The organism is Halorhodospira sp. 9628, assembly GCF_022228075.1.
GTDB classification, from domain to species: Bacteria; Pseudomonadota; Gammaproteobacteria; order Nitrococcales; family Halorhodospiraceae; genus Halorhodospira; species Halorhodospira halophila_A.
In genome coordinates this window covers 55,487-79,094 of the sequence record NZ_JAJNRF010000006.1, presented here as the reverse complement: position 1 = coordinate 79,094, position 23,608 = coordinate 55,487, and the positions used below count along the sequence as shown (strand labels likewise).

Annotated in this window: 22 protein-coding genes; 20 read left to right on the top strand and 2 right to left on the bottom strand. The window is 69.0% G+C overall.

Annotated elements, in window-relative coordinates; translation table 11 throughout:
* The first annotated feature begins 26 nt into the window (after window positions 1-26).
* Window positions 27-2,300 carry a cation-translocating P-type ATPase gene (locus LRG10_RS07855; RefSeq protein ID WP_238635082.1) on the top strand — a complete coding sequence of 758 codons (2,274 nt, stop codon included), beginning with the start codon at window positions 27-29 and terminating at the stop codon, window positions 2,298-2,300.
* A 10-nt stretch (window positions 2,301-2,310) separates the two neighbouring features.
* Here LRG10_RS07855 and uvrA read toward each other — a convergent pair whose 3' ends face one another.
* A complete protein-coding gene (uvrA, locus tag LRG10_RS07850) occupies window positions 2,311-5,133 on the bottom strand; it encodes an excinuclease ABC subunit UvrA (protein WP_201172904.1) in 2,823 nt (940 codons plus the stop codon).
* Window positions 5,134-5,363: 230 nt separating this feature from the next.
* Between uvrA and ssb the strand changes: the two genes are divergently transcribed.
* On the top strand, window positions 5,364-5,846 hold the full coding sequence (ssb, locus tag LRG10_RS07845; protein WP_201172894.1) for a single-stranded DNA-binding protein: 483 nt from the start codon (window positions 5,364-5,366) through the stop codon (window positions 5,844-5,846).
* A gap of 169 nt (window positions 5,847-6,015) precedes the next feature.
* On the opposite strand, the gene LRG10_RS07840 is transcribed toward ssb, so the two are convergent.
* On the bottom strand, window positions 6,016-6,540 hold the full coding sequence (locus tag LRG10_RS07840; protein ID WP_238635081.1) for a hypothetical protein: 525 nt from the start codon (window positions 6,538-6,540) through the stop codon (window positions 6,016-6,018).
* Window positions 6,541-6,725: 185 nt separating this feature from the next.
* Between LRG10_RS07840 and LRG10_RS07835 the strand changes: the two genes are divergently transcribed.
* The 18 genes from LRG10_RS07835 (at window position 6,726) to LRG10_RS07750 (ending at window position 22,880) form a co-directional block, all read left to right on the top strand.
* Complete coding sequence (locus LRG10_RS07835; protein WP_238635080.1) at window positions 6,726-7,178, top strand: hypothetical protein; 453 nt, start codon at window positions 6,726-6,728, stop codon at window positions 7,176-7,178.
* Between the two features lie 89 nt (window positions 7,179-7,267).
* Window positions 7,268-7,888, top strand: coding sequence for a class I SAM-dependent methyltransferase (locus LRG10_RS07830; RefSeq protein WP_201172999.1), 621 nt, complete (start codon window positions 7,268-7,270; stop codon window positions 7,886-7,888).
* A gap of 86 nt (window positions 7,889-7,974) precedes the next feature.
* Entirely contained in the window at window positions 7,975-8,985 is a 1,011-nt protein-coding gene (locus LRG10_RS07825; protein ID WP_201242323.1) for an NAD-dependent epimerase, read from the top strand.
* Window positions 8,986-9,015: 30 nt separating this feature from the next.
* Window positions 9,016-10,359: a UDP-glucose/GDP-mannose dehydrogenase family protein gene (locus LRG10_RS07820; RefSeq protein ID WP_201172875.1), complete on the top strand. Its 1,344-nt coding sequence runs from the start codon at window positions 9,016-9,018 to the stop codon at window positions 10,357-10,359.
* Window positions 10,360-10,441: 82 nt separating this feature from the next.
* Window positions 10,442-12,037 carry a glucose-6-phosphate isomerase gene (gene pgi, locus LRG10_RS07815; RefSeq protein ID WP_238635079.1) on the top strand — a complete coding sequence of 532 codons (1,596 nt, stop codon included), beginning with the start codon at window positions 10,442-10,444 and terminating at the stop codon, window positions 12,035-12,037.
* Window positions 12,038-12,254: 217 nt separating this feature from the next.
* A complete protein-coding gene (locus LRG10_RS07810) occupies window positions 12,255-13,217 on the top strand; it encodes a metal ABC transporter solute-binding protein, Zn/Mn family (RefSeq protein WP_201172869.1) in 963 nt (320 codons plus the stop codon).
* Between the two features lie 11 nt (window positions 13,218-13,228).
* Complete coding sequence (locus LRG10_RS07805) at window positions 13,229-14,047, top strand: metal ABC transporter ATP-binding protein (RefSeq protein WP_201242327.1); 819 nt, start codon at window positions 13,229-13,231, stop codon at window positions 14,045-14,047.
* Window positions 14,047-14,967, top strand: coding sequence for a metal ABC transporter permease (locus LRG10_RS07800; protein ID WP_238635078.1), 921 nt, complete (start codon window positions 14,047-14,049; stop codon window positions 14,965-14,967). Before LRG10_RS07805 ends, LRG10_RS07800 begins: the two co-directional genes overlap by 1 nt.
* A 51-nt stretch (window positions 14,968-15,018) precedes the next feature.
* The gene (locus LRG10_RS07795) at window positions 15,019-15,591 is read left to right on the top strand and encodes a Slp family lipoprotein (protein ID WP_238635077.1); all 573 of its coding nucleotides are present in this window, start codon (window positions 15,019-15,021) and stop codon (window positions 15,589-15,591) included.
* Window positions 15,521-16,132 carry a Slp family lipoprotein gene (locus tag LRG10_RS07790; RefSeq protein ID WP_255772141.1) on the top strand — a complete coding sequence of 204 codons (612 nt, stop codon included), beginning with the start codon at window positions 15,521-15,523 and terminating at the stop codon, window positions 16,130-16,132. The genes LRG10_RS07795 and LRG10_RS07790 overlap by 71 nt, the downstream gene beginning before the upstream one ends.
* Window positions 16,129-16,698: an isochorismatase family protein gene (locus LRG10_RS07785; RefSeq protein WP_201172837.1), complete on the top strand. Its 570-nt coding sequence runs from the start codon at window positions 16,129-16,131 to the stop codon at window positions 16,696-16,698. The genes LRG10_RS07790 and LRG10_RS07785 overlap by 4 nt, the downstream gene beginning before the upstream one ends.
* A gap of 17 nt (window positions 16,699-16,715) precedes the next feature.
* Complete coding sequence (locus tag LRG10_RS07780) at window positions 16,716-17,069, top strand: Hpt domain-containing protein (protein WP_201172835.1); 354 nt, start codon at window positions 16,716-16,718, stop codon at window positions 17,067-17,069.
* Window positions 17,070-17,186: 117 nt separating this feature from the next.
* Entirely contained in the window at window positions 17,187-17,480 is a 294-nt protein-coding gene (locus LRG10_RS07775; protein ID WP_201172833.1) for an STAS domain-containing protein, read from the top strand.
* A gap of 26 nt (window positions 17,481-17,506) precedes the next feature.
* Entirely contained in the window at window positions 17,507-17,869 is a 363-nt protein-coding gene (locus LRG10_RS07770; protein ID WP_201172831.1) for a response regulator, read from the top strand.
* Between the two features lie 37 nt (window positions 17,870-17,906).
* Window positions 17,907-20,033 carry a chemotaxis protein CheA gene (locus LRG10_RS07765; RefSeq protein WP_238635075.1) on the top strand — a complete coding sequence of 709 codons (2,127 nt, stop codon included), beginning with the start codon at window positions 17,907-17,909 and terminating at the stop codon, window positions 20,031-20,033.
* Between the two features lie 129 nt (window positions 20,034-20,162).
* Window positions 20,163-20,702: a chemotaxis protein CheW gene (locus LRG10_RS07760; protein WP_201172849.1), complete on the top strand. Its 540-nt coding sequence runs from the start codon at window positions 20,163-20,165 to the stop codon at window positions 20,700-20,702.
* Window positions 20,689-22,101 carry a methyl-accepting chemotaxis protein gene (locus tag LRG10_RS07755; RefSeq protein WP_238635074.1) on the top strand — a complete coding sequence of 471 codons (1,413 nt, stop codon included), beginning with the start codon at window positions 20,689-20,691 and terminating at the stop codon, window positions 22,099-22,101. The genes LRG10_RS07760 and LRG10_RS07755 overlap by 14 nt, the downstream gene beginning before the upstream one ends.
* Window positions 22,098-22,880: a ParA family protein gene (locus LRG10_RS07750; protein ID WP_238635073.1), complete on the top strand. Its 783-nt coding sequence runs from the start codon at window positions 22,098-22,100 to the stop codon at window positions 22,878-22,880. Before LRG10_RS07755 ends, LRG10_RS07750 begins: the two co-directional genes overlap by 4 nt.
* The last annotated feature ends 728 nt before the right edge of the window (window positions 22,881-23,608 follow it).

Sequence of the window (23,608 nt, the reverse complement as noted above, 5' to 3'; positions counted from 1 at the left end):
CCGATATTCGGGCGCGAGGAGGCTGATTGGCCGAGGCGCGCGTTGAACTGAGCGTTGAGGGCATGTCCTGCGCCTCGTGCGTGGCGCGGGTGGAGCGCATTGCCCAGCGTCTGCCGGGGGTCAGCGAAGCCTCCGTCAGCCTTGCCACCGAACGGGCCAGCATCGCCTACGATCCGGCCCGTGTGAGTCCCGCTACGATCGCTGAGGCCCTGACCCGGGGTGGGTTTCGGGCCTCGCCGCGGAAGAGTGACGAGGCCGCCGCTGCGGGTCGCGATCGGGAGCTGAGCGGTCTGTGGCGTGATCTGGTTTTGGCCGCTGCACTGACCGTCCCGCTGGTCCTGGTGGCCATGGGCCCGATGCTTTGGCCGGCCCTGGCGGATGCCATGGCGGCACTGGCGCCGGATCGGGCCTGGCTGTGGGTCGAGTGGGCGCTGGCCACGCCGGTGTTGGCCTGGGCGGGGCGGCGTTTCTTCAGCCACGGCTTGCCCGCACTGCGCCGGCTGGCCCCCGAGATGAATACCCTGGTGATGCTCGGTACCTCGGCGGCGTGGTGCTACTCCACCGCGGTGTTGGTTGCCCCCGGGCTGTTTCCCGAGGAGGCCCGCGGCGTCTATTTCGAGGCGATCGGCGTGATCATCACGCTGGTTCTCGTCGGGCGCTACCTCGAACTCAAGAGCCGCGGGCGGGCCTCCCAGGCTATTCAGCGGTTGATGGCCCTGCAGGCCCCGACGGCCCGGGTGGAGCGCGATGGCGCGGTTCGCGAGGTCCCGGTGGAGGAGGTGCAGCCCGGCGAGCGGGTGCTGGTGCGCCCCGGCGAACGGGTGCCGGTGGACGGCGAGGTCATCGAGGGCTCGAGTTACGTCGACGAGTCCATGGTCACCGGCGAGCCGGTGCCGACGGCCCGGGGCGCCGGGGACGAGGTCATCGGTGGCACCATCAACGGCAGCGGCGCATTTGCCTTCCGGGCCACCCGGGTCGGGGGCGACACCGTCCTTGGCCAGATCGTGCGCATGGTCGAGGGGGCCCAGGCCTCCAAGCCGCCCATCCAGTCCCTGGTGGACCGGGTGGCCGGGGTGGTCGTCTGGGGGGCCATCTTCCTGGCACTGGGCGCGGTGGTGCTGTGGACCATGCTGGGGTTCGGTATCGATCACGCCCTGGTCGTGGCCGCGGCGGTCCTGCTGATCGCCTGCCCCTGCGCCATGGGTCTGGCCACGCCCATGGCCATCATGGTGGGCACCGGGCGGGGGGCCGAGCAGGGCATCCTCTTCCGCCGGGGGGCTGCCTTCCAGGCCTCGGCGGGGGTCGACACCGTGGTCCTGGACAAGACCGGGACCCTGACCGAGGGGCGTCCCGCCCTGACGGAGCTGGTGCCCGGCGGCGACTGGCAGTACGACGAGGTCCTGGCGCAGGCCGCTGCCGTGGAGGCGCACAGCGAGCACCCGTTGGGTGTGGCCGTGGTGGCGGCCGCGCAGGAGCGGGGGCTGGCGGTACCGGCCGCCGAGCAGGTCGAGGCCGTGGCCGGCTTCGGTATCCGCGGTCGGGTCGCCGGCACCGATGTGGCCGTCGGCGCGCGGCGCTATATGGAGCAGCTGGGCGCGGACATCGAGCCGGATCAGGCGGCGGAGGCCGACGCCCTGGCCCGGCGTGGGCGGACGCCGATGTACGTCGCCGTCGACCGTCGCGTCGCCGGTCTGGTGGCGGTCTCCGACCCGATCAAAGATGGCGCGGTGGACGCTGTGGCGGCCCTGCAGGGGCTGGGGCTGCGCACGGTGATGCTCACCGGCGATGACCGCGCCACCGCCGAGGCGGTGGCCGCCGAGCTGGGCATCCGCGAGGTGCGCGCCGAGGTGCTGCCAGCGGACAAGGAGACGGCGATCCGGGATCTACAGGCCGAGGGGCGGCACGTGGCCTTCGTCGGTGACGGCATCAACGACGCGCCGGCCCTGGCGCGGGCGGACGTGGGGGTGGCCGTGGGCACGGGCACCGACGTGGCCATCGAGGCCGGCGACGTGGTGATCATGGCCGGCGATCCGCGCAGCGTTGCGCGCGGTCTGGGGCTGGCCCGTCAGACCTTCCGGACCATCCGGCAGAACCTGTTTTGGGCTTTCGTCTACAACGTGACCCTGATGCCGGTGGCCGCGGGGGCGCTGTACCCGTTCTTCGGTGTGCTCCTCTCGCCGATGATGGCCGCCGGGGCGATGAGCCTCTCGAGCCTGCTGGTGGTGACCAACAGTCTGCGGTTGCGCCGGACGGTGCTGCCCGGCGGAGGGCTGGAGCCGGCGCCGGCGCCGGGGCGCTGAGCCGGGCCGCTCAGCCGCCGAGCAGCGGGCCCAGGTAGGCGGCGGTGTGGGATGCCTCTGCGGTGGCGACGGTCTCCGGCGGGCCGGCCGCCAAGACCTGCCCGCCGCCGTCGCCCCCCTCCGGGCCGAGGTCGATGATCCAGTCCGCGCAGCGCATGATGTCCAGATCGTGCTCGACCACCACCACTGTGTTGCCGTGGTCGCAAAGGCGCTGGAGCACCGCCAGCAGCTGCTCCACGTCGGCGAAGTGCAGCCCGGTGGTCGGCTCGTCGAGGATGTAGAGGTTGCGGCCGTGCTCGCGCCGGGAGAGCTCCCGGGCCAGCTTCACGCGCTGCGCCTCGCCGCCGGAGAGGGTCGTCGCGCTCTGCCCCAGGCGCAGGTAGCCCAGGCCCACCTCGCGCAGGGTTTCAAGCTTGCGCCGGATGCCGGGGACCGCCTCGAAGAAGTCGTGGGCCTGGTCCACGGTCATCTCCAGGACCTCGTGGATGGTGTAGCCGCGGTAGCGGATCTCCAGGGTCTCGCGATTGAAGCGGGTGCCGTGGCAACTATCGCAGGCTACGTAGAGATCCGGCAGCAGGTGCATCTCGACGCGCACCACGCCCTCACCCTGGCACGCCTCGCAGCGCCCGCCCTGGACGTTGAACGAGAAGCGCCCCGGCTTGTAGCCACGGGCCCGTGCCTCGGGCGTGGCCGCGAAGAGCTCGCGCACCGGGCCGAAGACCCCGGTGTAGGTCGCCGGATTGGAGCGCGGCGTCCGGCCGATGGGGCTCTGGTCGATATCCACCACCTTCTCGAAGTGCTCAAGCCCTTGGAGGCCGTCGTGCTCCGCAGGGCTGGTCTGGGCGCCGTTGAGATCGCGGGCGGCGCTGCGGTAGAGGGTGTCGTTGATCAGCGTCGACTTGCCGGAACCGGACACCCCGGTTACGCAGGTCAGCAGGCCCACGGGGATTTCGGCGCTCACGTCCTGCAGGTTGTGGCCGCGGGCGCCGGTGATCCGCACCCAGCGTTCGTCCTCCGGCGGTCGCCGGCGCTGCGGCAGCGGGATGCTGCGCCGGCCGCTGAGGAAGGCACCGGTGACCGAATCCGGGTGCTCGGCGACCGCCTGTGGCGGGCCCGCGGCCACGACCGTGCCACCGTGGACGCCCGCTCCGGGCCCCATGTCGATGATGTGATCGGCGGCGCGCATGGCATCCTGCTCGTGCTCGACCACGATGACGCTGTTGCCCAGATCGCGGAGCCGGCGCAGGGTGTCGAGTAGCCTGCCGTGGTCACGGGGGTGGAGCCCGATGGAGGGTTCGTCGAGGACGTAGAGCACTCCCACCAGGCCGGCGCCGATCTGGCTGGCCAAGCGGATGCGCTGGGCCTCCCCGCCGGATAGCGTTTCCGCCGCCCGGTCGAGGGTCAGGTAGCCCAGCCCCACATCCTCCAGGAACCCGAGACGCTGCCGGATCTCCTCGAGGATTGGCCGGGCGATGGCCCCGCGGGCGCCCTCCGGCTCCAGGGCCCGCGCACGCTCGCGGGCAACATGGATCGGCAGCGCCGCGATCTCTGGCAGGTTGTAGCCCTCCACCCGCACGTTCCGGGCGCGCTTGTTGAGCCGTCCGCCGCGGCACTCCGGGCAGGTGCGTTGCGCCATGAAGCGGCCCAGCTCTTCTCGCACCGTGGCGGAGTCGGCCTCGCGGAAGCGTCGCTCCAGGTTGGGGATGACACCTTCGAAGGGGTGGACCCGCTCCGTGTGACCGTTGCGGCCGGGGTAGCGGAAGGTGATCGGCTCGTCCCCCGAGCCGTAGAGGATGCAGTCGCGGGTCGGCTCCGGCAGTTCGGCCCACGGGGTCTCGAGGCTGAATCCGTAGTGCGCGGCCAGCCCCTCCAGGATGGCGAAGTAGTAGAGGTTGCGCCGGTCCCACCCGCGGATCGCTCCTTCGGCGGGCGTGAGCTGGGGGCGGCTGACCACCCGCTCCGGGTCGAAGAAGTGCTGTGTCCCCAGGCCGTCGCAGGTCGGGCAGGCGCCTTCCGGGTTGTTGAACGAGAACATGCGCGGCTCCAGCGGCTCCACCGCGTGGCCGCACTGCGGGCAGGCCGGCTGCGCGGAGAAGGCCAGCGGCTCGCGCTCGGGCGCGTCCATCCAGGCGGCCCGTACGACGCCTTCGCCGATGCGAAGCGCCGTCTCGATGGAGTCGGCCAGCCGCCCGGCCAGGTCGTCGCGCACGCGGAAGCGGTCGATCACCGCCTCGATGTCGTGCTTGCAGTCCCCATCGAGCTGGGGTAGCGGGTCGAGCTCGACGACCCGGCCGTCGATCCGCACGCGGATGTAGCCCTGGCTGCGCAGCTGTTCCAGCGTGCGCTGCTGTTCGTCCGGGTGCCAGTCGGCTGCCGGGGCGAGCAGCATCATCTTGGTGCCCGCGGGCTCGGCGAGGATGCGATCGACCATCTCCGAGACGCTGCTCGCCTCCAGCGCCACCTGGTGCTCGGGGCAGTAGGGGGTGCCGGCGCGGGCGAAGAGCAGGCGCAGGTAGTCGTGGATCTCGGTGACGGTGCCCACCGTGGAACGGGGGTTGTGGGACGCCGACTTCTGCTCCACGGAGATCGCCGGGGAGAGACCCTCGATGTGGTCCACGTCGGGCTTGTCCATCATCGACAGGAACTGCCGTGCATAGGCCGAGAGGGACTCGACGTAGCGCCGTTGCCCTTCGGCGTACAGGGTGTCGAAGGCCAGCGACGACTTCCCGGAACCCGAGGGCCCGGTGATCACCACCAGGCGGTTGCGCGGGATGTCGATATCCAGGTTATCGAGGTTGTGGGTGCGGGCGCCGCGGATGCGGATATGGTCCATGCTGCTCTCGACGCGGGATAGCGGGCGAACCCTCTACGGTATCGCGCCGCCGGCATCCTGTCAGGTTGCCGGTGCCAAGGGGGTCGGTTTCGCCGTGCCGGCAAAACCTTTACATTGAGGCCACCTGCGGGGTGACGCACAGGGAGGGTGTGCACCCTGCTCGCCCGACCGCCCAGCGGTTCTCGATCCCACTGTTCAGTGAAGCATTTTTTTTTTGGAGGAGCACGGCCATGGCCAGCAGAGGTGTCAACAAGGTCATCTTGATCGGCAACCTGGGGAGGGACCCCGAGGTTCGATATACCGCGTCGGGTAGCGCGGTGGCCAATCTCGCCCTGGCAACCTCGGATACCTGGCGCGACCGTCAGACCGGTGAGCAGCAGGAGCGCACCGAGTGGCATCGCGTGGTCATGTTCAACCGGCTTGGCGAGATCGCCGGCGAGTATCTGCGCAAGGGCAGCAAGGTCTATATCGAGGGGCGCCTGCAGACGCGCAAGTGGCAGGATCAGAATGGCCAGGACCGCTACACCACGGAGATCGTCGCCAACGAGATGCAGATGCTCGACAGCCGAAGCGGCGGTGGTGGTGCCCCGATGGGCGGCGGCGAGCAGCGCCCGGCCCAGGCCCCAGCGGGGGATGCCGGCGGCGGCAGCGGCGGTAGCGGCGGCGGCATGCAGGAGGCGCCGGCGGATTTCGACGACGACATCCCGTTTTGAAGGACATGCGCCAAGACTCGTAAAGATTCTTGGGATCTCTAGGCTGGGGCGTCCGCGTAGCGCGGGCGCTCAGCCTCTGCCTACCCCGCTTTCGAGCGTCAACAACGGTCTTGGTTGATAGCCCCGGGTTCTCTCGCCCGCGTTGCCGGGCGTGCGGTGCAGGCCCCGCTTACTGGCCGGATTCCGTCAGGGACAAGGTGACCAGCAGCTGGCGCTTCGCGGCGTCCGTGCGTACCTCCGTGACACAGACCCGGTTGAAGACGCCTGTGGGCAGCGGGCCGGACCACTCCTGCTGATCGAGCCACCGGTGGATGTGCACGCGGGCCCGGGTGCCGATGATCTCCATCTCGGGCATGCGGCCGAGCGCCTTCAGGACGAAGGGGGCAGCGAAGAAGGGCGTGGTGCGCTCGAGGTGCAGCTCTACGCAGGGACCGGCGGTCCCCGGCGGTGGCGCCACGGCGATGAAGGTCACCGAGAAGGGGATCCACACCCCCTTCCTTTTCTCGCCGCTGACCACGATGCGCCCACCTTCGCGGATGCGCAGGGCCAGGTGGCGTAGGCTGGGGTCCCGGACCCCGGTGACCGTGCGCGCCATGGCCCGCTCCGGGATGGGGACGCAGACGCTACGCTGGCGCAGCCGCTCCACGATGCGCGAACCGGTCCGGATCAGCTCCTCGGGGTGCAGGTGTTCCATCCTCGCTCCTGGCGGCTCGGGTTGGCCGGCGGGGTTCCGTCCCGCGGGCCGGGCCAGTATGCCACTACGCTAGGGGGTGGCGGCGAGCCGTGCGCCTTTGGCTCGGCTGTCGGATGCGCGTCGCCGGTGCGATCCTGGGCGATCACGCATCGGTACGGGTTTGGGTTCCTCTGGAGGAGATGAGCATGAAGCGGTGCATTCGCTGGTCCGTTTTGATCCTGGTCCTGGCGCTGCTGGCCGCCGGTTGCGAGCGCGGCCAGTCCGGCCCCACCGAGCAGGAGGTTCGCGAGCTGCTGTTCGAGGACGACTCCGAGCTCTACCTCGGCGACGTGAAGGTCTTCGAGTTGGTGGACTTCGAGCTGGTCTCCACCCACGAGCGCGACGACGGCTCCTACCTGATCCGCGTGCGCAAGGAGGTGGCCATCACCGAGGATGGTGTCGAGTTGTTGCGCGATCCCGGGGCCTTCGGCGACCGGGCCTTCAGTACCGATACGCCGCTGGACAGCCTGGAGATGGTCCTCTCGCTGTGGGGGTTCGCCCTGCGCCAGGCCGGCCAGGTGGAGCCGGGCAGCACCATGGAGCACAAGGACGAGCTGGAAGTGGTGCGGACGGATCAGGGCGAGTGGCGGATCTGGTAGGATCCCGGGCGGTCGGCGCGGCGGTCCGGTACGGGCGCTCGCCGGCCCGCAGCAGTCAGCCGCCACCCGTGAGGCCCCCCATGCGAGGCATCCGCAGTGCCGTTTACGACGCCTTGATCCTCCGGCTTACCGCCCGCTGGTACGCGGCGGTGCTTGAGCAGCTGCCGGCGGGGGCGCATGTGTTGGATGTCGGCGTCGGGACGGCAGGCGCCTTGCTGGCCAACGCCGGGCAGTTGCGCGAGCGGGATTTGCGGGTGACCGGGGTCGATATCGACGGCGACTACATCGAGCGGGCCCGCCGCCGGGTTGCCGCCTCCGCGGTGGCCGATCGGGTCACGCTTCGCCACGAGTCCGTCTACGACCATCATGGCGGGCCCTACGACGCGGTCTACTTCTCGGCCAGCTTCATGCTCCTGCCGGAGCCGGAGCGGGCCCTGCGCCACGGCTGCAAGCTCCTGCGTCCGGGAGGACGCCTGGTGTTCACCCAGACCATCCAGCGGCGGCGTGCTCCGTGGCTCGAGCGCCTCAAGCCCATGCTCAGGCGCCTGACCAGCATCGATTTCGGGCGCGTGACTTATGAGGAGCCGTTCCGGGCCCAGCTCCGGGCCGCTGGCCTCGAGCTGGAGCGCTTCGAAACCCTCGCCGAGCACGGCGGGCGCGCCTCCTGTTTGGTGCTGGCCCGGCCGGGGGGCGACGCGTCGGGTACCTGAGCCACCGCCCTGTACGGCGCATGGGGCGTCGGGTACGCTAGAGCCCGTTTGATCCCCGGTCCATCTGCGCGAGAGGAAGGATACCCGTGCGAATCCTCGTCACCGGCGTGGCCGGTTTCATCGGCATGCATGTGGCCCGGCAGCTGATCGAGGCGGGCCATCAGGTCGTCGGCATCGACAACCTCTGCGACTACTACGACGTCACCCTCAAGCAGGCGCGCCTCGACGAGCTGCGCCGCTGCGGCGGGGACTTCTACTTCGCCCGCGTCGATCTCGCCGATGCCGCGGGTATCGACGCGCTCTTCCGCGAGGGGCGTTTCGATCGCGTCATCCATCTGGCCGCTCAGGCCGGGGTGCGCTACTCGCTGGACAATCCGCGCGCCTATCTGGACAGCAACCTGGTGGGCTTCGGCAACATCCTCGAGGGCTGTCGCCACCACGACGCCGGGCACCTGGTCTACGCCTCGTCGAGTTCGGTTTACGGCGCCAATACGCGCATGCCGTTCTCGGTCCACGACAACGTGGACCATCCAGTTTCGCTCTATGCGGCCACGAAGAAGTCCAACGAGCTGATGGCGCACACGTATGCGCACCTCTATCGCCTGCCGGTGACCGGCCTGCGCTTCTTCACCGTCTACGGCCCTTGGGGGCGCCCGGACATGGCGCCCTTCAAGTTCACACGGGCGATCCTCGCCGGGGAGCCTATTGAGGTCTACAACTACGGGCGCATGCGCCGTGACTTTACCTACATCGACGACATTGTCGACGGCGTCCTGCGCGTGATGGACACCCTGCCGGAGCCGGACCCGGCATTCTCCACCGATGCTCCGGACCCGGCGCGCAGCAATGCCCCCTACCGGGTCTACAATATCGGCAATCACCGGCCGGTGGCCCTTGAGGATTTCATCGCGGTGCTCGAGCAGGCCTGCGGGTGCCGGGCGGAGCGCCGGGAGCTGCCCATGCAGCCGGGGGACGTGGCCGCGACGTGTGCTGAGATCGACGATCTGACCGCCGCCACGGGGTGGCAGCCCCGCACGGAACTTGAGCAGGGGCTGCCGCGGTTTGTGGCCTGGTATCGAGCGTTTTACGGGGTCTGAGAGCAGGCCCCTCATGGAGTGGAGTGAATCATGAAGGTCACGATCTTCGGCAGCGGCTACGTGGGTCTGGTTACCGGGACCTGTTTCGCCGATGCCGGCAACGATGTCGTCTGTGTTGATATCGACGCGGAACGGGTGGCGCAGCTTCGGAGCGGCGAGGTTCCCATCTATGAGCCGGGACTCGACGAGATGCTCTCCTTCAACCAGGAGGAGGGCCGGTTGCGCTTTACCACCGACGCCGCCGAAGGGGTTCACCACGGGCTGTTCCAGTTTATCGCCGTGGGCACACCGCCGGACGAGGACGGCTCGGCGGATCTGCAGCATGTGCTCGCCGTGGCCCGCAGCATCGGTCAGCACATGAACGACTACCGCGTGGTGGTCAACAAATCCACCGTGCCGGTGGGCACGGCGGACCGGGTGCGCGCCGCCCTGGGCGAGGAGCTCGCCGCCCGTGGGGAGCAGCTCGAGTACGACGTCGTCTCCAACCCGGAGTTCCTCAAAGAGGGGGCGGCCATCGACGACTTCGTCAAGCCGGACCGCATCATCGTGGGCACCGACAATCCGCGCACCGGCGAGTTGATGAAGGCCCTCTACGCCCCGTTCAACCGCAACCACGACCGGCTGCTGACCATGGATGTGCGCGCCGCGGAGCTGACCAAGTACGCCTCCAACGCGATGTTGGCGACCAAGATCAGCTTCATGAACGAGCTCTCTAGCCTGGCCGAGCGCCTGGGGGCCGACATCGAGCAGGTTCGGGTGGGGATGGGCTCCGATCCGCGGATCGGCTACCACTTCATCTACCCGGGGTGTGGCTACGGCGGCTCCTGTTTCCCCAAGGATGTCAAGGCACTGACACACACCGCCCACGAGTACGACTACCGGCCCGAGCTGCTTGAGGCGGTGGAGAACGTCAACGACCGGCAGAAGCGGTTGCTGGTGCGTCGGCTGCACGCCCACTTCGGGGAAGATCTTGCCGGGCGTACCTTCGGTCTCTGGGGGCTGGCATTCAAGCCGAATACCGACGACATGCGCGAGGCCCCCAGCCGTGTGGTCATGGAGGCGCTCTGGGAAGCCGGCGCGCGGGTGCAGGCCTACGACCCCGAAGCGATGGATGAGGCCGAGCGCGTCTACGGCAACCGCCAGGACCTGGAACTCTGCGACAACCTCTACGATGCCGTGGAGGACGCCGATGCGCTGATCGTCTGCACCGAGTGGCAGGTCTTCCGCAGCCCTGATTTCGAACGTATCCGCGATGCCCTGCGCCAACCGGTGGTGTTCGACGGGCGTAACGTCTACCCGCCATCGATGATGGAGGCCCTCGGCTTTACCTACTACGGTATGGGGCGGGGCGAGAGCATCCGCCGCCCCCTCTAGGCGGGGGTGCCGCGGGGCTTGAAACCGGCGGCGGCTGCCTCGATGACCGAGGGTGTGTGAGGCGATAGAGGATGGACCGTGCATGACGACCGCGCTGACGCACTCTCCGGTCTGGCAAGAGTTGCTTGACCAGGATGATGCCGGGCACGCCGGTGCGCTCCTTGAGACCGATCCGGGACGCGCCGAGCGGTACTGCTTGGACCACGACGATCTGCGCGTGGACCTTTCGCGCCACCCGCTCACCGATGCCACCTGGGAGCGGCTGCTGCGCCTGGCCGAGGAGCGCTGGCTGCCCCAGCGCATCGAGGCGCTGTTCTCGGGAGAGACGGTCAACGAGTCGGAGGGTCGGCCGGCCCTGCACACGGCGCTGCGCAGCAGTCCCGACGCCTGCGTGAGGGTGGACGGCGAGGACGTGATCCCGGCGGTCCACGAGGAGCTGAGGCGCATGGGCGCCTTCGTTGAGGCGCTGCGCGGGGGCGGGATCTGTGGCTACGACGGCCGGCCGCTGCGCCATGTGGTGAATATCGGGATCGGCGGTTCCGAGGCCGGAGTGACCATGGCCCACCAGGCCCTGGCCGATGGCGACGAGCCGCTGCGGCTGCATACCGTCTCCGGGGTCGATGGCCGCGAGCTGGCGGCTGTCTGGGAGCGTATCGATCCGGCTGAGACCCTCTTCTGTGTCGCTTCCAAGTCTTTCTCCACCCTGGAGACACTGACCAACGCCCGGACCGCCTGGGCGTGGCTGGAAGCCGAGGCCGGGCGTCCGGTGCCTGAGCAGTTCGTCGGCATCTCGGCCAGCGATACCGCCATGGCCGAGTTCGGCATCCCCGCCGAGCGCCGTTTCCGGATCTGGGAGTGGGTCGGCGGGCGCTACTCGCTACCGTCGGCCATGGGGTTGCCACTGGCGGCGGTCATCGGCATGGAACGCTTCAACGAGTTGCGCCGCGGCATGCGCGCCATGGACGAGCACTTTCGCAGTGCGCCGGCGGCGCGGAACATCCCGCTGCTGTTGGGGCTCCTCGGGGTCTGGCAGATCAGCCTGCGCGGCGCCACCGGGCATGTGGTGCTGCCCTACCATCCGGGGCTGCGCCGGTTGCCCGCCTATTTACAGCAGCTGGATATGGAAAGCCTCGGCAAGTCGGTCACGCGGGACGGGCAGCCGGTCGATTACCCCACCGGCACGAGTTGCTGGGGCGAGGTGGGCATCAACGGGCAGCACTCCTTCTTCCAGTGGCTGCACCAGGGCACCGGCCGGGTGATCGCCGAGTTTCTGGTCCCGGTGGAGGAGAGCGGGCTGCCCGGGCGCCACGCCGGGCTGAACCTGGCCAGTGCCCTGGGGCAAGTCCAGGCGCTGTGCCAGGGGCAGGCCCCTCGGGGAGAAGGGCCGGAGGCCGAACATCACCGCTATGAGGGCAATCGACCGGTCACGCTGGTCCTCTTCCGTCGGCTCGATGCCTTTACGCTGGGGCGGTTGCTCGCGCTGCACGAGCACCGGGTCTTTGTCCAGGCGAGCGTCTGGGGGATCAACCCGTTCGACCAGTGGGGGGTCGAACTCGGTAAGCGTGTGGCCAAGGAGTTGGCACCGGCTGCCCGCGGCGAGGCGCCACCGCCTGCGGAGGCGGATGCCGCCACCCGTCTTGCGCTGCGCTGGGCCGGGTCGCCGGGTACCGGGGCGTAGCCCTGCGGGCGTGTTGACATCTCTTTTGAGCGCTTCTAAAGTAAGAATCAAAGATTAGAAGCGTTCAAAGGTGTAGCCATGAAGCCCGCAACCGCGCTCCGTAGCCGGATCGCCCGCAGTGCGCGCCGCCCGGCGGCCAATCAGTCGTGCTGTGGCTGCCACGGGCGTCGGCGCGGGTGGCTGGACGTGGGCGATCGCAGCAGGGAAACTGACCAGCATGAAAGACATCGACAAGCCGAAGGGGCCGGTTACGCCTGGGGGCAGGCGTGGCTGGCGGGTGGCCCGCGCTAGGCACGGGTTGCTGGGGCTAGCTGCCGCTTTGGTGCTGATCCCATGGAGCGCCGCGGCCGCGGAGCAGCTGCGTGTGGCTGCCACCTTCACCATTCTGGCGGACCTGGTTGAGCAGGTCGGTGGGGAGCGGGTGACGGTCAGCAGCCTCACCCCGGTGGACGCCGAGGTTCATGAGTGGGAGCTGCAGCCGAGCAACTTCCGGGATCTTGAGCGGGCCGACTTGGTCTTCTACAACGGCTACGACTTGGAGCAGTGGATGCGCCAGGTGCGTGCCACTGCCGGGGATGGCGTGCCGGTTATTGCCGTGGCCGAGCGCTCTGGTCATGCGACCCTGCCGATCCGTACCGGCGACTTTGAGGGCGATCCGGATCCGCATCTGTGGATGGATCCGCGCGCCGTCGAGGGCTATGTGGATGCCATCCGCGACGCCCTGATCGAGCTCGACCCCGAGGGCAAGAACGTCTACCGCGACAATGCGGCCGCTTACCGGGACGAGCTGGAGGCGCTCTACGAGGAGCTCAAGGAGCGCCTCGAGGCCGTCCCCGAGGGGCGGCGCTTCCTGGTCACCAGCGAGGCGGCCTTCCCGTATTTCGCCGACGCCTTTGGCTTCGAGCACGATGGGATCTGGGGCACCAACGCCGAGCAGGAGGGGTCGCCCCGGCAGATCATGCGGGTCATCGACCGGGTCCGCGAGTGGCAGCCGGCAGCGGTGTTCTGGGAGAGCACCATCTCGGATCGCCACGTCCGATCGGTGGCCGACGAGACCGGCACCGAGATCGCTGGTCCCCTCTACGTCGATTCGCTCAGCGGACCGGATGGTCCGGCCGCCAGCTACCTGCAGCTGATGCGCCACAACGCGACGACCATCGTCCGCGCGCTGACGGAGTAGGGCGGGGCGGTTTGGCGGATCACGCGGGTAGACCAGCGGCGGGGGCGGGGCGTGGTGAAGGCGTCGCGGCCATCGAGGCCGAGGGGCTTTGTGCCGGTTATCACGGCGTGGATGCAGTGGCGGATGCCCATCTGCGCATTCCCGCCGGTGAGCTGGTGGCCCTCGTTGGCCCCAACGGTGCCGGCAAGTCCACGCTGCTCAAGCTGATCATGGGCCTGATCCGGCCGCGCTGCGGGCGCATCCGCATCGGCGGTCGGGCGCCCGGTCAGGCGCGCGGTGCCGGGGACGTGGCCTACATGCCGCAGCACGAGACCCTCGACTGGGACTTCCCCGCTTCGGTGCGTGACGTGATCTTCTCGGCCCGCTACCCGAGTCTGCGCCGCTCCGGCGTGCAGCGCTGGTTGCCGCGGCGGTTGCTTGGGGCGGAGCACCACGAGGCGGTGGCCGAGGCGCTGTCGGCGACGGCCATGGCGGAGCTGGCCGACCGGCACATCAGCGAACTCTCCGGGGGGCAGAAGAAGCGCGTGCTGCTCGCGCGTGCCCTGGCGCAGCAGGCGCGGCTGTTGCTCCTCGATGAGCCGCTGGTTGGGGTCGACCGTTCCAGCGAGGCACTGATCTTCGAGGTGCTGCGCGATCTGCGTGCCGCCGGTCGAACCGTGGTACTGGTTACCCACGACATCGCCGGGGCGCGGCGCCACGCCGATCGGCTGGTGCTGTTCAATCGTTCGGTGATTGCCTCGGGGCCTCCGGAAGAGGTCATGACCGACGAGCGCTCGCTTCTGCGTGCCGCCGATCCGCTCTTCGCCCGTGGGCTTCAGGAGGCGGACTGATGGCGTGGGCGGAGGCCGTGATCGACTTCCTGCTGGCTGGACTGATGGCCGTTGTGGGTCTGCTGCCCGAGCCGCTGGCCGAGCCGTTCAGCTATCAGTTCATGCAGCGCGCCCTGCTCACCGCCGTCGCCGTCGGGCTGGTCTGCGGGGTGCTCTCCTGCTTCGTGGTCCTCAAGCGCTGGGCCCTGCTCGGGGATGCCATCTCCCATGCGGTGCTGCCCGGGGTGGCCATCGCCTACCTGCTCGGCTGGCCGTTCTTCATCGGCGCCTTCCTGGCTGGCGCGCTGACCTCGCTGGGGATCGGCTTCATCGAGCGGACCACCCGCCTGAAGTCCGATACCGCCATCGGCATCATGTTCACGGCGGCGTTTGCCTTGGGGGTGGTGATCATCAGCCAGGTGGCCACCTCCACCCACCTGATGCACGTGCTCTTCGGCAACGTGCTGGGTGTGGACCGCGCGGCGCTGCTGCTCACCCTGGGCGCCGGTGTGATCGCGCTGCTGGCCGTGGCCTTGGGTTACAAGGCGCTGTTCGCCTACACCTTCGACGAGATCCACGCCCGGGCGTTGGGCATGAATACGGCCGTGATCCACTACGGCCTGATCCTGCTCCTGACCCTGACCATCGTCGCCAGCCTGGAGACGGTGGGCATCATCCTCGTGGTGGCCATGCTCATCACGCCGGGGGCGACCGCCTACCTGCTCACCGACCGGCTGACCCGCATGATCGTCCTGGCCGCCTTCTGTGGTGTCACTGCCGCGGTCGTGGGGCTCTATCTGGCCTACCACTTCGACGTCGCCTCGGGCGGGGCGATGGTGCTGGTTTCCGCAACGCTGTTCCTGGTGGCGCTGCTGGTTGCCCCCCGTCACGGCCTGCTGCCGCGGTGGGTGCGCCGCTGGCGGGCGCTGGCTGCCGGCTAGCGGCTTTGTATACTAAGGGGGGACAAGCCCGTTCCCAGGGAGGTGGCCGTGGTGTCCATCCGAATCCTTTTGCCGGTGGTGGCGGCCGGGCTGTTGCTAGGGTGTGCGGGCACCGTGCCCGACCCGGTACGCACTGCTCCGGACGAAGCCCCCTCCCTAGCCCAGGTGCGTGCGGATGGCGCCAGCGCCCACGACGGCGAGCGGGTGCGCTGGGGCGGGGAGATCGTCGAGGTGCGCAACGAGGCCGACGCCACCTGGCTGGAGATCGTCGAGCGTCCCCTGCGCCGCGGCGGCGAGCCGCGCGATGCCGACCGCACCGAGGGGCGGTTCCTGGCGCGGGTGGACGGCTTTCTTGAGCCGACCCTCTACGCGCCCGGCCGGCAGTTCACCGTCTCCGGTTCCCTGGATGGGACCGTGAAGGGGGCCATCGGGGAGTACGCTTACACCTACCCGGTGGTAGCGGTCCAAGCCCATCACCTCTGGCAGGAGCCGGCCGATCCCAAGCGCACCACGCCGCGCTCCTATCGCTACGATCCGTGGTACGACCCCTGGTATGGCGATCCCTGGTACCGCCATCCGGGGTATCCCTACTACTACGGGCCCTATCGGCGGCCGTACTGGTGATGGTTGCCGTGGCGCTGTCCCTGGGACGGTCCCCTGCCCCCGCGCGGCGCGCTGGCTCCTGCTGGCGGCGGTGGCAGGCGTAGCCCTTTTTGGCTGCGCCACCGGGGCGCCCTTCGAGCGTAATGATGACCTGATGGCCGATCTGACCGCGCGCGAGGCCGCTGCCGCCGGCGAGGCAGTCATCGGTAGCCAGGTCCTCTGGGCAGGGCGTATCCTCCAGGTGGAACACTTGGAAGAGACGACCCGGCTCGAGGTGGTGGGGTACCCGCTGGATCGCGCCCAGCGACCCCGCACGGCGGCCTCGCCCGAGGGGCGTTTCCTAGTGGATTACCCGGGCTTCCTGGAGAGCGCCGACTACCGCCCCGGGCGGTTGATCACGGTGCGCGGTGCGGTGGATGCCCTACGCACCGGACGGGTGGGTGAGCAGGCGTTGACCTATCCGGTGGTCGCCACCGAGGACGTCCACCTCTGGCCACCGGCGACGGCCACCAGGAGCCAGCCGCAGGTTCGCTTTGGTGTGGGAGTGATGTTCTCGCGATGACGGATACGCTGATCGACCCGGCGCGCAGCGCTCTGTTGCTGATCGATCTCCAGGAGCGTTTGCTGCCGGCCATCGATGGCGGCGAGCAGGTGGTCGCCGCCGCGGACTGGCTGGCGGGGGTCGCCCACGAGCTCGGCCAGCCCGTCCACGCGACCGAGCAGTATCCGGAACGCCTCGGCCCGACCGTTGCGGCGCTCGCCCGCTCGGTGCCGGCGTCCCGGCGTCATACCAAGATGCACTTCGCCTGGACCCGCGACCCCGAAGCCGCCGGTATCCGCCTGCCGGAGCAGGTGGTCATCGCCGGCACGGAGGCCCACGTCTGCGTCCTGCAGACGGCACTGGGTTTGCAAAAATCCGGTCACCAGGTCTTCGCCGTCGCCGAGGCGGTCGGCTCGCGCCGGCCCGCGGATCGCGAGCTCGCCCTGGCCCGCATGCGCCAGGCCGGTGTGGTGGTGGCGGGGGCTGAGATGGTGGCCTTCGAGTGGCTGCAATGCGCCGGCACCGAGGCATTCCGGCGGCTGTTACCGCGGCTGCGCGAAGGCTGGCAGCCCGCCGCCCGATCTTGAAGCAGAGGAGCCGGCCCATGTCCGATCACCCCGTCATCGACCTGGAAGAGTTGCTCGACAATCTCGGTCGCGATGAGCAGCTGGCGGACATGCTGCTCGAGCGCATGCAGGAAGACCTTCCGTCTCGCCTGGCGGCCCTGCGCGAAGCCCTGGAGCAGGGTGATCCGCAGGCGGTCCACGCGATCTCTCACCCCGTCAAGGGGGCTCTGGCCAGTGTGCGCGCCGTCGAGGCACGGGAGTGCGCCCGTCGCCTCGACGATGCTGCCCGCACCGGCGATCTGCAAACGGCCTGGGGCTGTCTGCCCGAACTCGAGCGGGCCGCCGAGCGGCTCGAGGCCGCCATCGACGCGCGGCGCGCGCGCACCTCCTGATCCCCCGCGTGTGGCGCTGTGGCGGTGAGGTATGCCACTCAAGTTAATGCCGCCTCTTGCCGTTAGCGATGATGACGGGCAATCTCAACGGACAACCGGCAAACGCGTAGGGACATCATGGCGGCCCACCAGCACATCGATCTGGGCGAACAGCTCGATATCACCGTGGCGGCGACCCTCAAAGAGACCCTGGCCGACGCGCTGTCCTCCGGGCAGCCCGTGGCACTGGATGGTGCACGGCTGCAGCAGGTTGACGCCGCCGGCGTCCAGCTGCTCGCTGCCTTCGCACGGGCGGCGGCGAGCCGCGCCGGCTGGTCGTGGCAGGGCGGGGGGGCGCCGGCCCCGGTCACCGAGGCTGCCGCCGATCTCGGCCTGACCGATGAACTCGGGCCCGGCGGCGCAGCCCGCTAACCCCGACAGACTAAGGGAACGAGACGATGGCGAAGATCCTGGCGGTCGATGATTCCGCCTCCATGCGGCAGATGGTGACCTACACCCTCAAGCAGCAGGGCTACGAGGTCACCGAAGCGGTGGACGGCACGGACGCATTGACCAAGGCCAAGGCGGGCGGCTTCGACCTGGTGATCACGGACGTGAACATGCCGAAGATGGACGGCATCACACTGGTCCGTGAACTCCGCGGGCTGCCTACCTTCAAGTTTACGCCGATCCTGCTGCTGACCACCGAGTCGGCACCGGAAAAGAAGCAGGAGGGCAAAGCGGCCGGAGCCACCGGCTGGCTGGTCAAGCCCTTCGATCCGGACCAGCTGGTGAACACGATCAAGAAGGTGGTGCGCTGACGGAAGGCGCCCGGAGCGCCCGACGGGGGGGCGAGCGATGAGCGTAGATCTGAGCCAGTTCCTGCAGACCTTCTTCGAGGAGAGCTTCGAGGGGCTGGACACCATGGAGTCGGGCCTGTTGGAACTCGACCCGGAGCGTCCGGATCCGGAGACCCTCAACAACGTCTTTCGTGCCGCGCACTCGATCAAGGGGGGTGCCGGGACCTTCGGCCTGACCGCCGTCTCCGACTTCACCCACCGCATGGAGACATTGCTCGACCGCCTGCGCGACGGTCAGCAGGCGGTCACACCGGACGCCGTGAACGTGCTGCTCAATGCAGTCGATTGCCTGCGCAGCATGCTCGCGGCGATCCAGAGCGATCAGGCGCTGGACGCCGATGCGATCAGCACCGCGCAGCGTCAGCTCGATGAGCAGCTGGGTCAGACCCCCACTGGTACGGCATCCGGGGCTTCCGGCCCCGCCGGGGATACGGGTGGTGATCGTGGCAGCGCGGGCGGCGGCGGAGACGCGACCCCGCCGTCCGGCGGTGGCGGGTGGTGGATCCGCTTCGAGCCGCAGCCGCACCTTTTCGCTACCGGCAACGACCCGCGGCGCCTGTTTCTGGCGCTGCAGGATCTCGGCGAGCTCGAGGTCGAGTGCGACACCTCGGGGTTGCCGCCCTTCGAGCAGCTCGACCCGGAAACCTGTCAGCTGGCCTGGACGCTGCGCCTCTACGCCGACGTGACCGAGGCGGTGGTGCGCGAGGTCTTCGAGTGGGTCGAGGACGATGCCCGCCTCGAGATCCGTCCCCTTGAGGCTGCCGGGACGGAACCCGCCGCGGCGGCCGAGGGCGGCGCGGCCGCGGCTGTCGCCGCCGAGCCGGCCGCCGGCGCAGAGGCCGCGGCGCCGGCCGGTGGCGAGGGTCGCAAGTCGGCCGCACGCCGGGGCGGCGCGGGTGGGGGCGGGAGCAGCAGCTCCATCCGTGTCGACACCGAGAAGATCGACGCGCTCATCGACATGGTCGGCGAGCTGGTGATCACCCAATCGATGCTCAGCCAGATCGGCAAGGAGTTCACCGCCGAGCGTCTGGAAGAACTCCAGGACGGCCTCGCGCAGCTCGAGCGCAACACCCGCGAGCTGCAGGAGAACGTCATGCGCATCCGCATGGTGCCGATCAGCTTCGCCTACTCGCGGTTGCCGCGCATCGTCCACGACACCAGCCGTGCCCTGGGTAAGGCCGTCGATTTCCAGATGGAGGGCGAGCAGACCGAGCTGGACAAGACGGTGATGGAGAAGATCATCGATCCCCTGGTCCACTTGGTTCGCAACAGCGTCGACCACGGCATCGAGCTACCGGAGGAGCGCGCCGCCGCGGGCAAGCCGGAGACCGGCACCATCACCATCGAGGCGTACCACAAGGGCGGCAACATCATCATCGAGATCGCCGACGACGGTCGCGGTATCAACCGCGACAAGCTGCTTGGCAAGGCCCGTGCCGCCGGCCTGGTGGAAGATGGCAGCGAGCTGGCCGACGAGCAGATCTACGACCTGATCTTCCACCCTGGGCTTTCCACCCACGACCAGGCCACCGAGTACTCCGGCCGCGGCGTGGGTATGGACGTGGTCAAGCGCAACGTCCGCTCCCTTTCCGGCAACATCCATGTGCGCTCCACCCACGGCCAGGGGACGACGATCACCATCTCCCTGCCGCTGACGCTCTCCATCCTCGATGGGCAGCTCTTCCGGGTGGGGGATCAGACCTACATCATCCCGCTGGTCTCGGTCATCGAGTCGCTGCAGGTGGACGCCAGCAAGGTCAGCCGCGTGACCAGCCGCGGCGAGGTCTACCACTGGCGCGAGGGCTACGTGCCTATCGTCCGGCTGCACGAGCTCTTCGACACCGAGCCGGTGCGTCGTGAACTCGGAGGCGGGCTGATGGTGATCGTTGAGGACGAGGACACCTACCTCGGTGTCTTCGTCGACGACCTGCTCGATCAGCAGCAGGTGGTGATCAAGAGCCTGGAGGCCAATTACCTGCAGGTGCCCGGCATCGCCGGGGCGACCATCCTCGGCGACGGCACCGTGGCGCTGATCCTCGATATCGCCGGACTGATCGAGATGAGCCGCGGTGGCCGGCGTCAGCCCTACATCCCCGACCGGGAGGACAGCGATGAGGCCGCCTGAGCCCTTCGTGTCCGGGATCCCCCAGTTTCCAAGCGGAGAGCAGTCATGACTCAGGACAGCGAGCACGGAACCCTCGGAGACGACCGCAAGGCCGCCGCGCTCGGCAGCGGGGCGGATACCGTCGATGCCATGCAGGCGGCGGCCGACGGGGACCAGTACCTGACCTTCACGCTCGGGGAGGAGGAGTACGGTGTGGACATCCTGCGGGTGCAGGAGATCAAGGGCTGGCAGCGTGTCACTCCCATCCCCAACACGCCGCACTACGTCAAGGGCGTGATCAACCTGCGCGGCACCATCGTCCCGGTCATCGACCTGCGCGAACGCTTCGGCATGTCCGCCCAGGAGTACTCGAAGTTCACCGTGGTGGTGATGGTCCGCGTGGTTTCGGCGGGCGGTCGTGAGCGGATCATGGGGCTGGTGGTGGACGCCCTCTCCGAGGTCTACACGTTCCAGTCCGAGCAGATCCGGCCGGCCCCGGAGTTCGGCGCAGCGCTGCGCACCAATTTCCTCCGCGGGCTGGCCACGGTGGACGACAACAAGATGGTCATCATCCTCGATGTCGACGAGCTGCTCAGCGACGAGGATCTGGCCATCGCCGACGATCAGAGCCGGATCGCCGCGGTGGTTCGCGCGGACAGCGAAGGAGGCACGGAGCATGGCAACGACTGAAATGGGTGCCGGGGCGCCGCTGGAGACCGATCGCGACGCCCTCGAGCAGGCCGGCTGGCTGCCTCCGGAGCGCGTCGAGGAGCTGGTCGGGATCGTGGAGCAGATCGCGGAGGGCGATTACGCCAGCGTGCCCCCGGGGCAGTGTCCGGTCTCCGAGGCGTTGCGCCGTCTCGCCGAGCAGCTCCTCGACCGGGATACCCGTCAGCTCTGCGAGACCGTGGAGTTGGCCGGCGAGGCGGCCGAGAGCCTGGTTGCGGCATCCGGGATGCGCATGACCATCCGCGAGACCAGCGAGCGTAGCCAGACCATCGCCTCCACCGCCGAGGAGCTGGCGGCCAGTGTGGACACCATCGCGGACAACAGCGCTGCGGTGGCGACCGAGACTGAGCGCGTGCAGGAGCTGGTGGATTCCGGCGACAAGGCCTCGCAGCAGACGGACCAGACCGTTCAGGAGATCGCCGGCCTGGCCGAGACTGCCTCGCAGCGGGTCAAGCAGCTGAACCAGGCCTCCAACGAGATCGGCTCGATCATCGAGCTGATCGAGGAGATCGCTTTCCAGACCAATATGCTCGCCCTCAACGCCTCGGTGGAGGCGGCGCGGGCCGGGCAGGCCGGCGCCGGCTTCTCGGTGGTCGCCCAGGAGGTGCGGCGGCTCGCGGACCAGACCAAGAGCGCCACGGTGGACATCGCCCAGCGCATCCGGACTCTTCGTGACGAAACCGAGGCCATCTCCGCCTCCGTCGAGGAGATGGGCGGTGCCGTCGAGCGGGGCCGCTCGGCCACGGGAGAGACGCGGGAGACCATGCAGCAGGTGGCCGAGCGCATGCGCGGGGTCACCGAGCACATCCACAACGTCTCCTCGGTGATCAACGAGCAGAAGGGCGCGGTGACCGACGTGGCCGAGTCGATCAGCGCGGTCACGGACCGGACCGAGCGCAACGTCACGGACGTGGAGCACACGCTGGAGGCCCTCGGCAAGTCCAACGCCATCCTCACCGAGCAGATCGGGCGTCAGGAGGAGCTCAATCTGCCGCGCTACTTCATCGAGCGCAGCAAGTTCGACCACGTGATGTGGAAGCGGCGCATCGCGGCGATGCTCGCCGGGCGTGAGGATGTCGATCACCGCGAGCTCACCGACCACCACGCTTGTCGCCTGGGCAAGTGGTACGACTTGGTGGAGGAGCCGTGGATCCGCAAGCTGCCCGCCTTCGTCGAGATCGAGACGCCGCACCGGGCGGTCCACGAGCACGGCAAGCAGGCCGCCAAGCTCTACAGCCAGGGCGAGGTGGACGCCGCGGCCGGTGAGCTGGAGCAGCTGGCCGACAACTCTCGCCAGGTCGTGGGTCTGCTCGAGCAGCTCGCCGATGAGATGGACCGGGCGCGTGGGGAGCGGGAATGAGCGCAGCCGGATCGCGCGTTACCTGCTTTCTGAACCAGAAGGGCGGGGTGGGCAAGACCACCTCCTCGGTGAACGTCGCCCACGCCCTGGCCCGGGCCGGGCGCGATGTGGTGGGTATCGACCTCGACCCCCAGGGCCACTTCGCCGCCAGCCTGGGGCTTGAGGGCCTCGATCCGGGGCTCGATGACGTCCTCTTCGATCAGGTGCCGCTGGCCGAGCGCCTGCAGCCCGCCCGGGAGAGGGTCCGTCTGGTGCCGCCGGGGCCGCGTCTGCCCGAGGTGGAGCAGATGGTCGGTGGGCGCGAGCGCGGCTGGCTGCTGCAGCGGGCCGTGGCGGGGCTCGACCCGTTCCCGGACTACGTGGTCATCGACTGCCCGCCCTCGTCGGGACTGCTGGCGATCAACGCGCTGCTCGCTACCGACGAGGTGGTGATGCCGGTCTCCTGCGACTACCTGGCCCTGGAGGGGTTGGCTGGGCTCATGCGCACCCTGATGCGGGTCGAGCGGGGGTTGGGTATCCACACCCGCAAGTACGTCCTGGTGACCCGCTACAACGGTCAGCGCCGCCTGCCCAAGGAGGTACTCGGCAAGCTCAAGGAGTACTTCCCGGGCCAGGTCCTGAAGACGGCGGTGCGCGACAACGTCGCCCTGGCCGAGGCACCCGGGTTCGGGCAGACGATCTTCGAGTACCGCCCCGAGAGCAACGGGGCGAAGGATTACCGGGCGTTGGCCGAGGACCTGGAGCAACACCGGGTCTTTGAGCCGGCGGCCGAAGCGTAGAGGAGGAGCAGCCGTGGCGAAAAGCAGCGGATCGAGCGGCGGCGACAGGAAAAGTGGCGGCGAGAAGAAGCTCGGTCGCGATCCCCTGGCATGGATGAAGGACGACACGGAACAGCCGTCGGCACCCGAGGAGGCGTCAGCCGCCGGAGCGCCGACGGAGGCACAGGGCGAGGAGCCGGCCGCGGCGCCGGCGCACCAGCAGGTAGCGCAGACGCAGTCAGACAGCGGGGAGAGCACCATGGCGAGCAGCGACCAGAAAAGAACGATCACCGTCGACCGGGAGGAGTACATCGAGTACTACCGGGCCAAGAAGGCCATGCACACCGCGACCACGGCCTTCCTGATGACCAACCCGGACGGCACGATCCACTACGTCAACGAGCCGATGCAGGCCATGCTTGCGCGGCACGAGGCGCAGATCGTTGCGGTCAACCCCGGTTTCACCTCGCGGGATCTGGAGGATCGGCTCTCGCTCTTCGACCTGTTCCCGCAGCTGCGCTCGGTGGCCGGGCAGATGCAGCGGATCCGCGACGACGCCCTGCACCAAGAGCTGCACGTCGGCGAGCTGCGTTTCAACGTCTACATCACCGGCGAGGACGACGAGGAGGGCAACTTCCTCGGCAATACGCTGGAGTGGTTCGACATCACCGAGGACTGGCACCGGCGCGACAACGAGAAGAAGGCGCAGCGCGACGTCGAGGCGCTGATCGAGCGGATCCAGGCCGGTG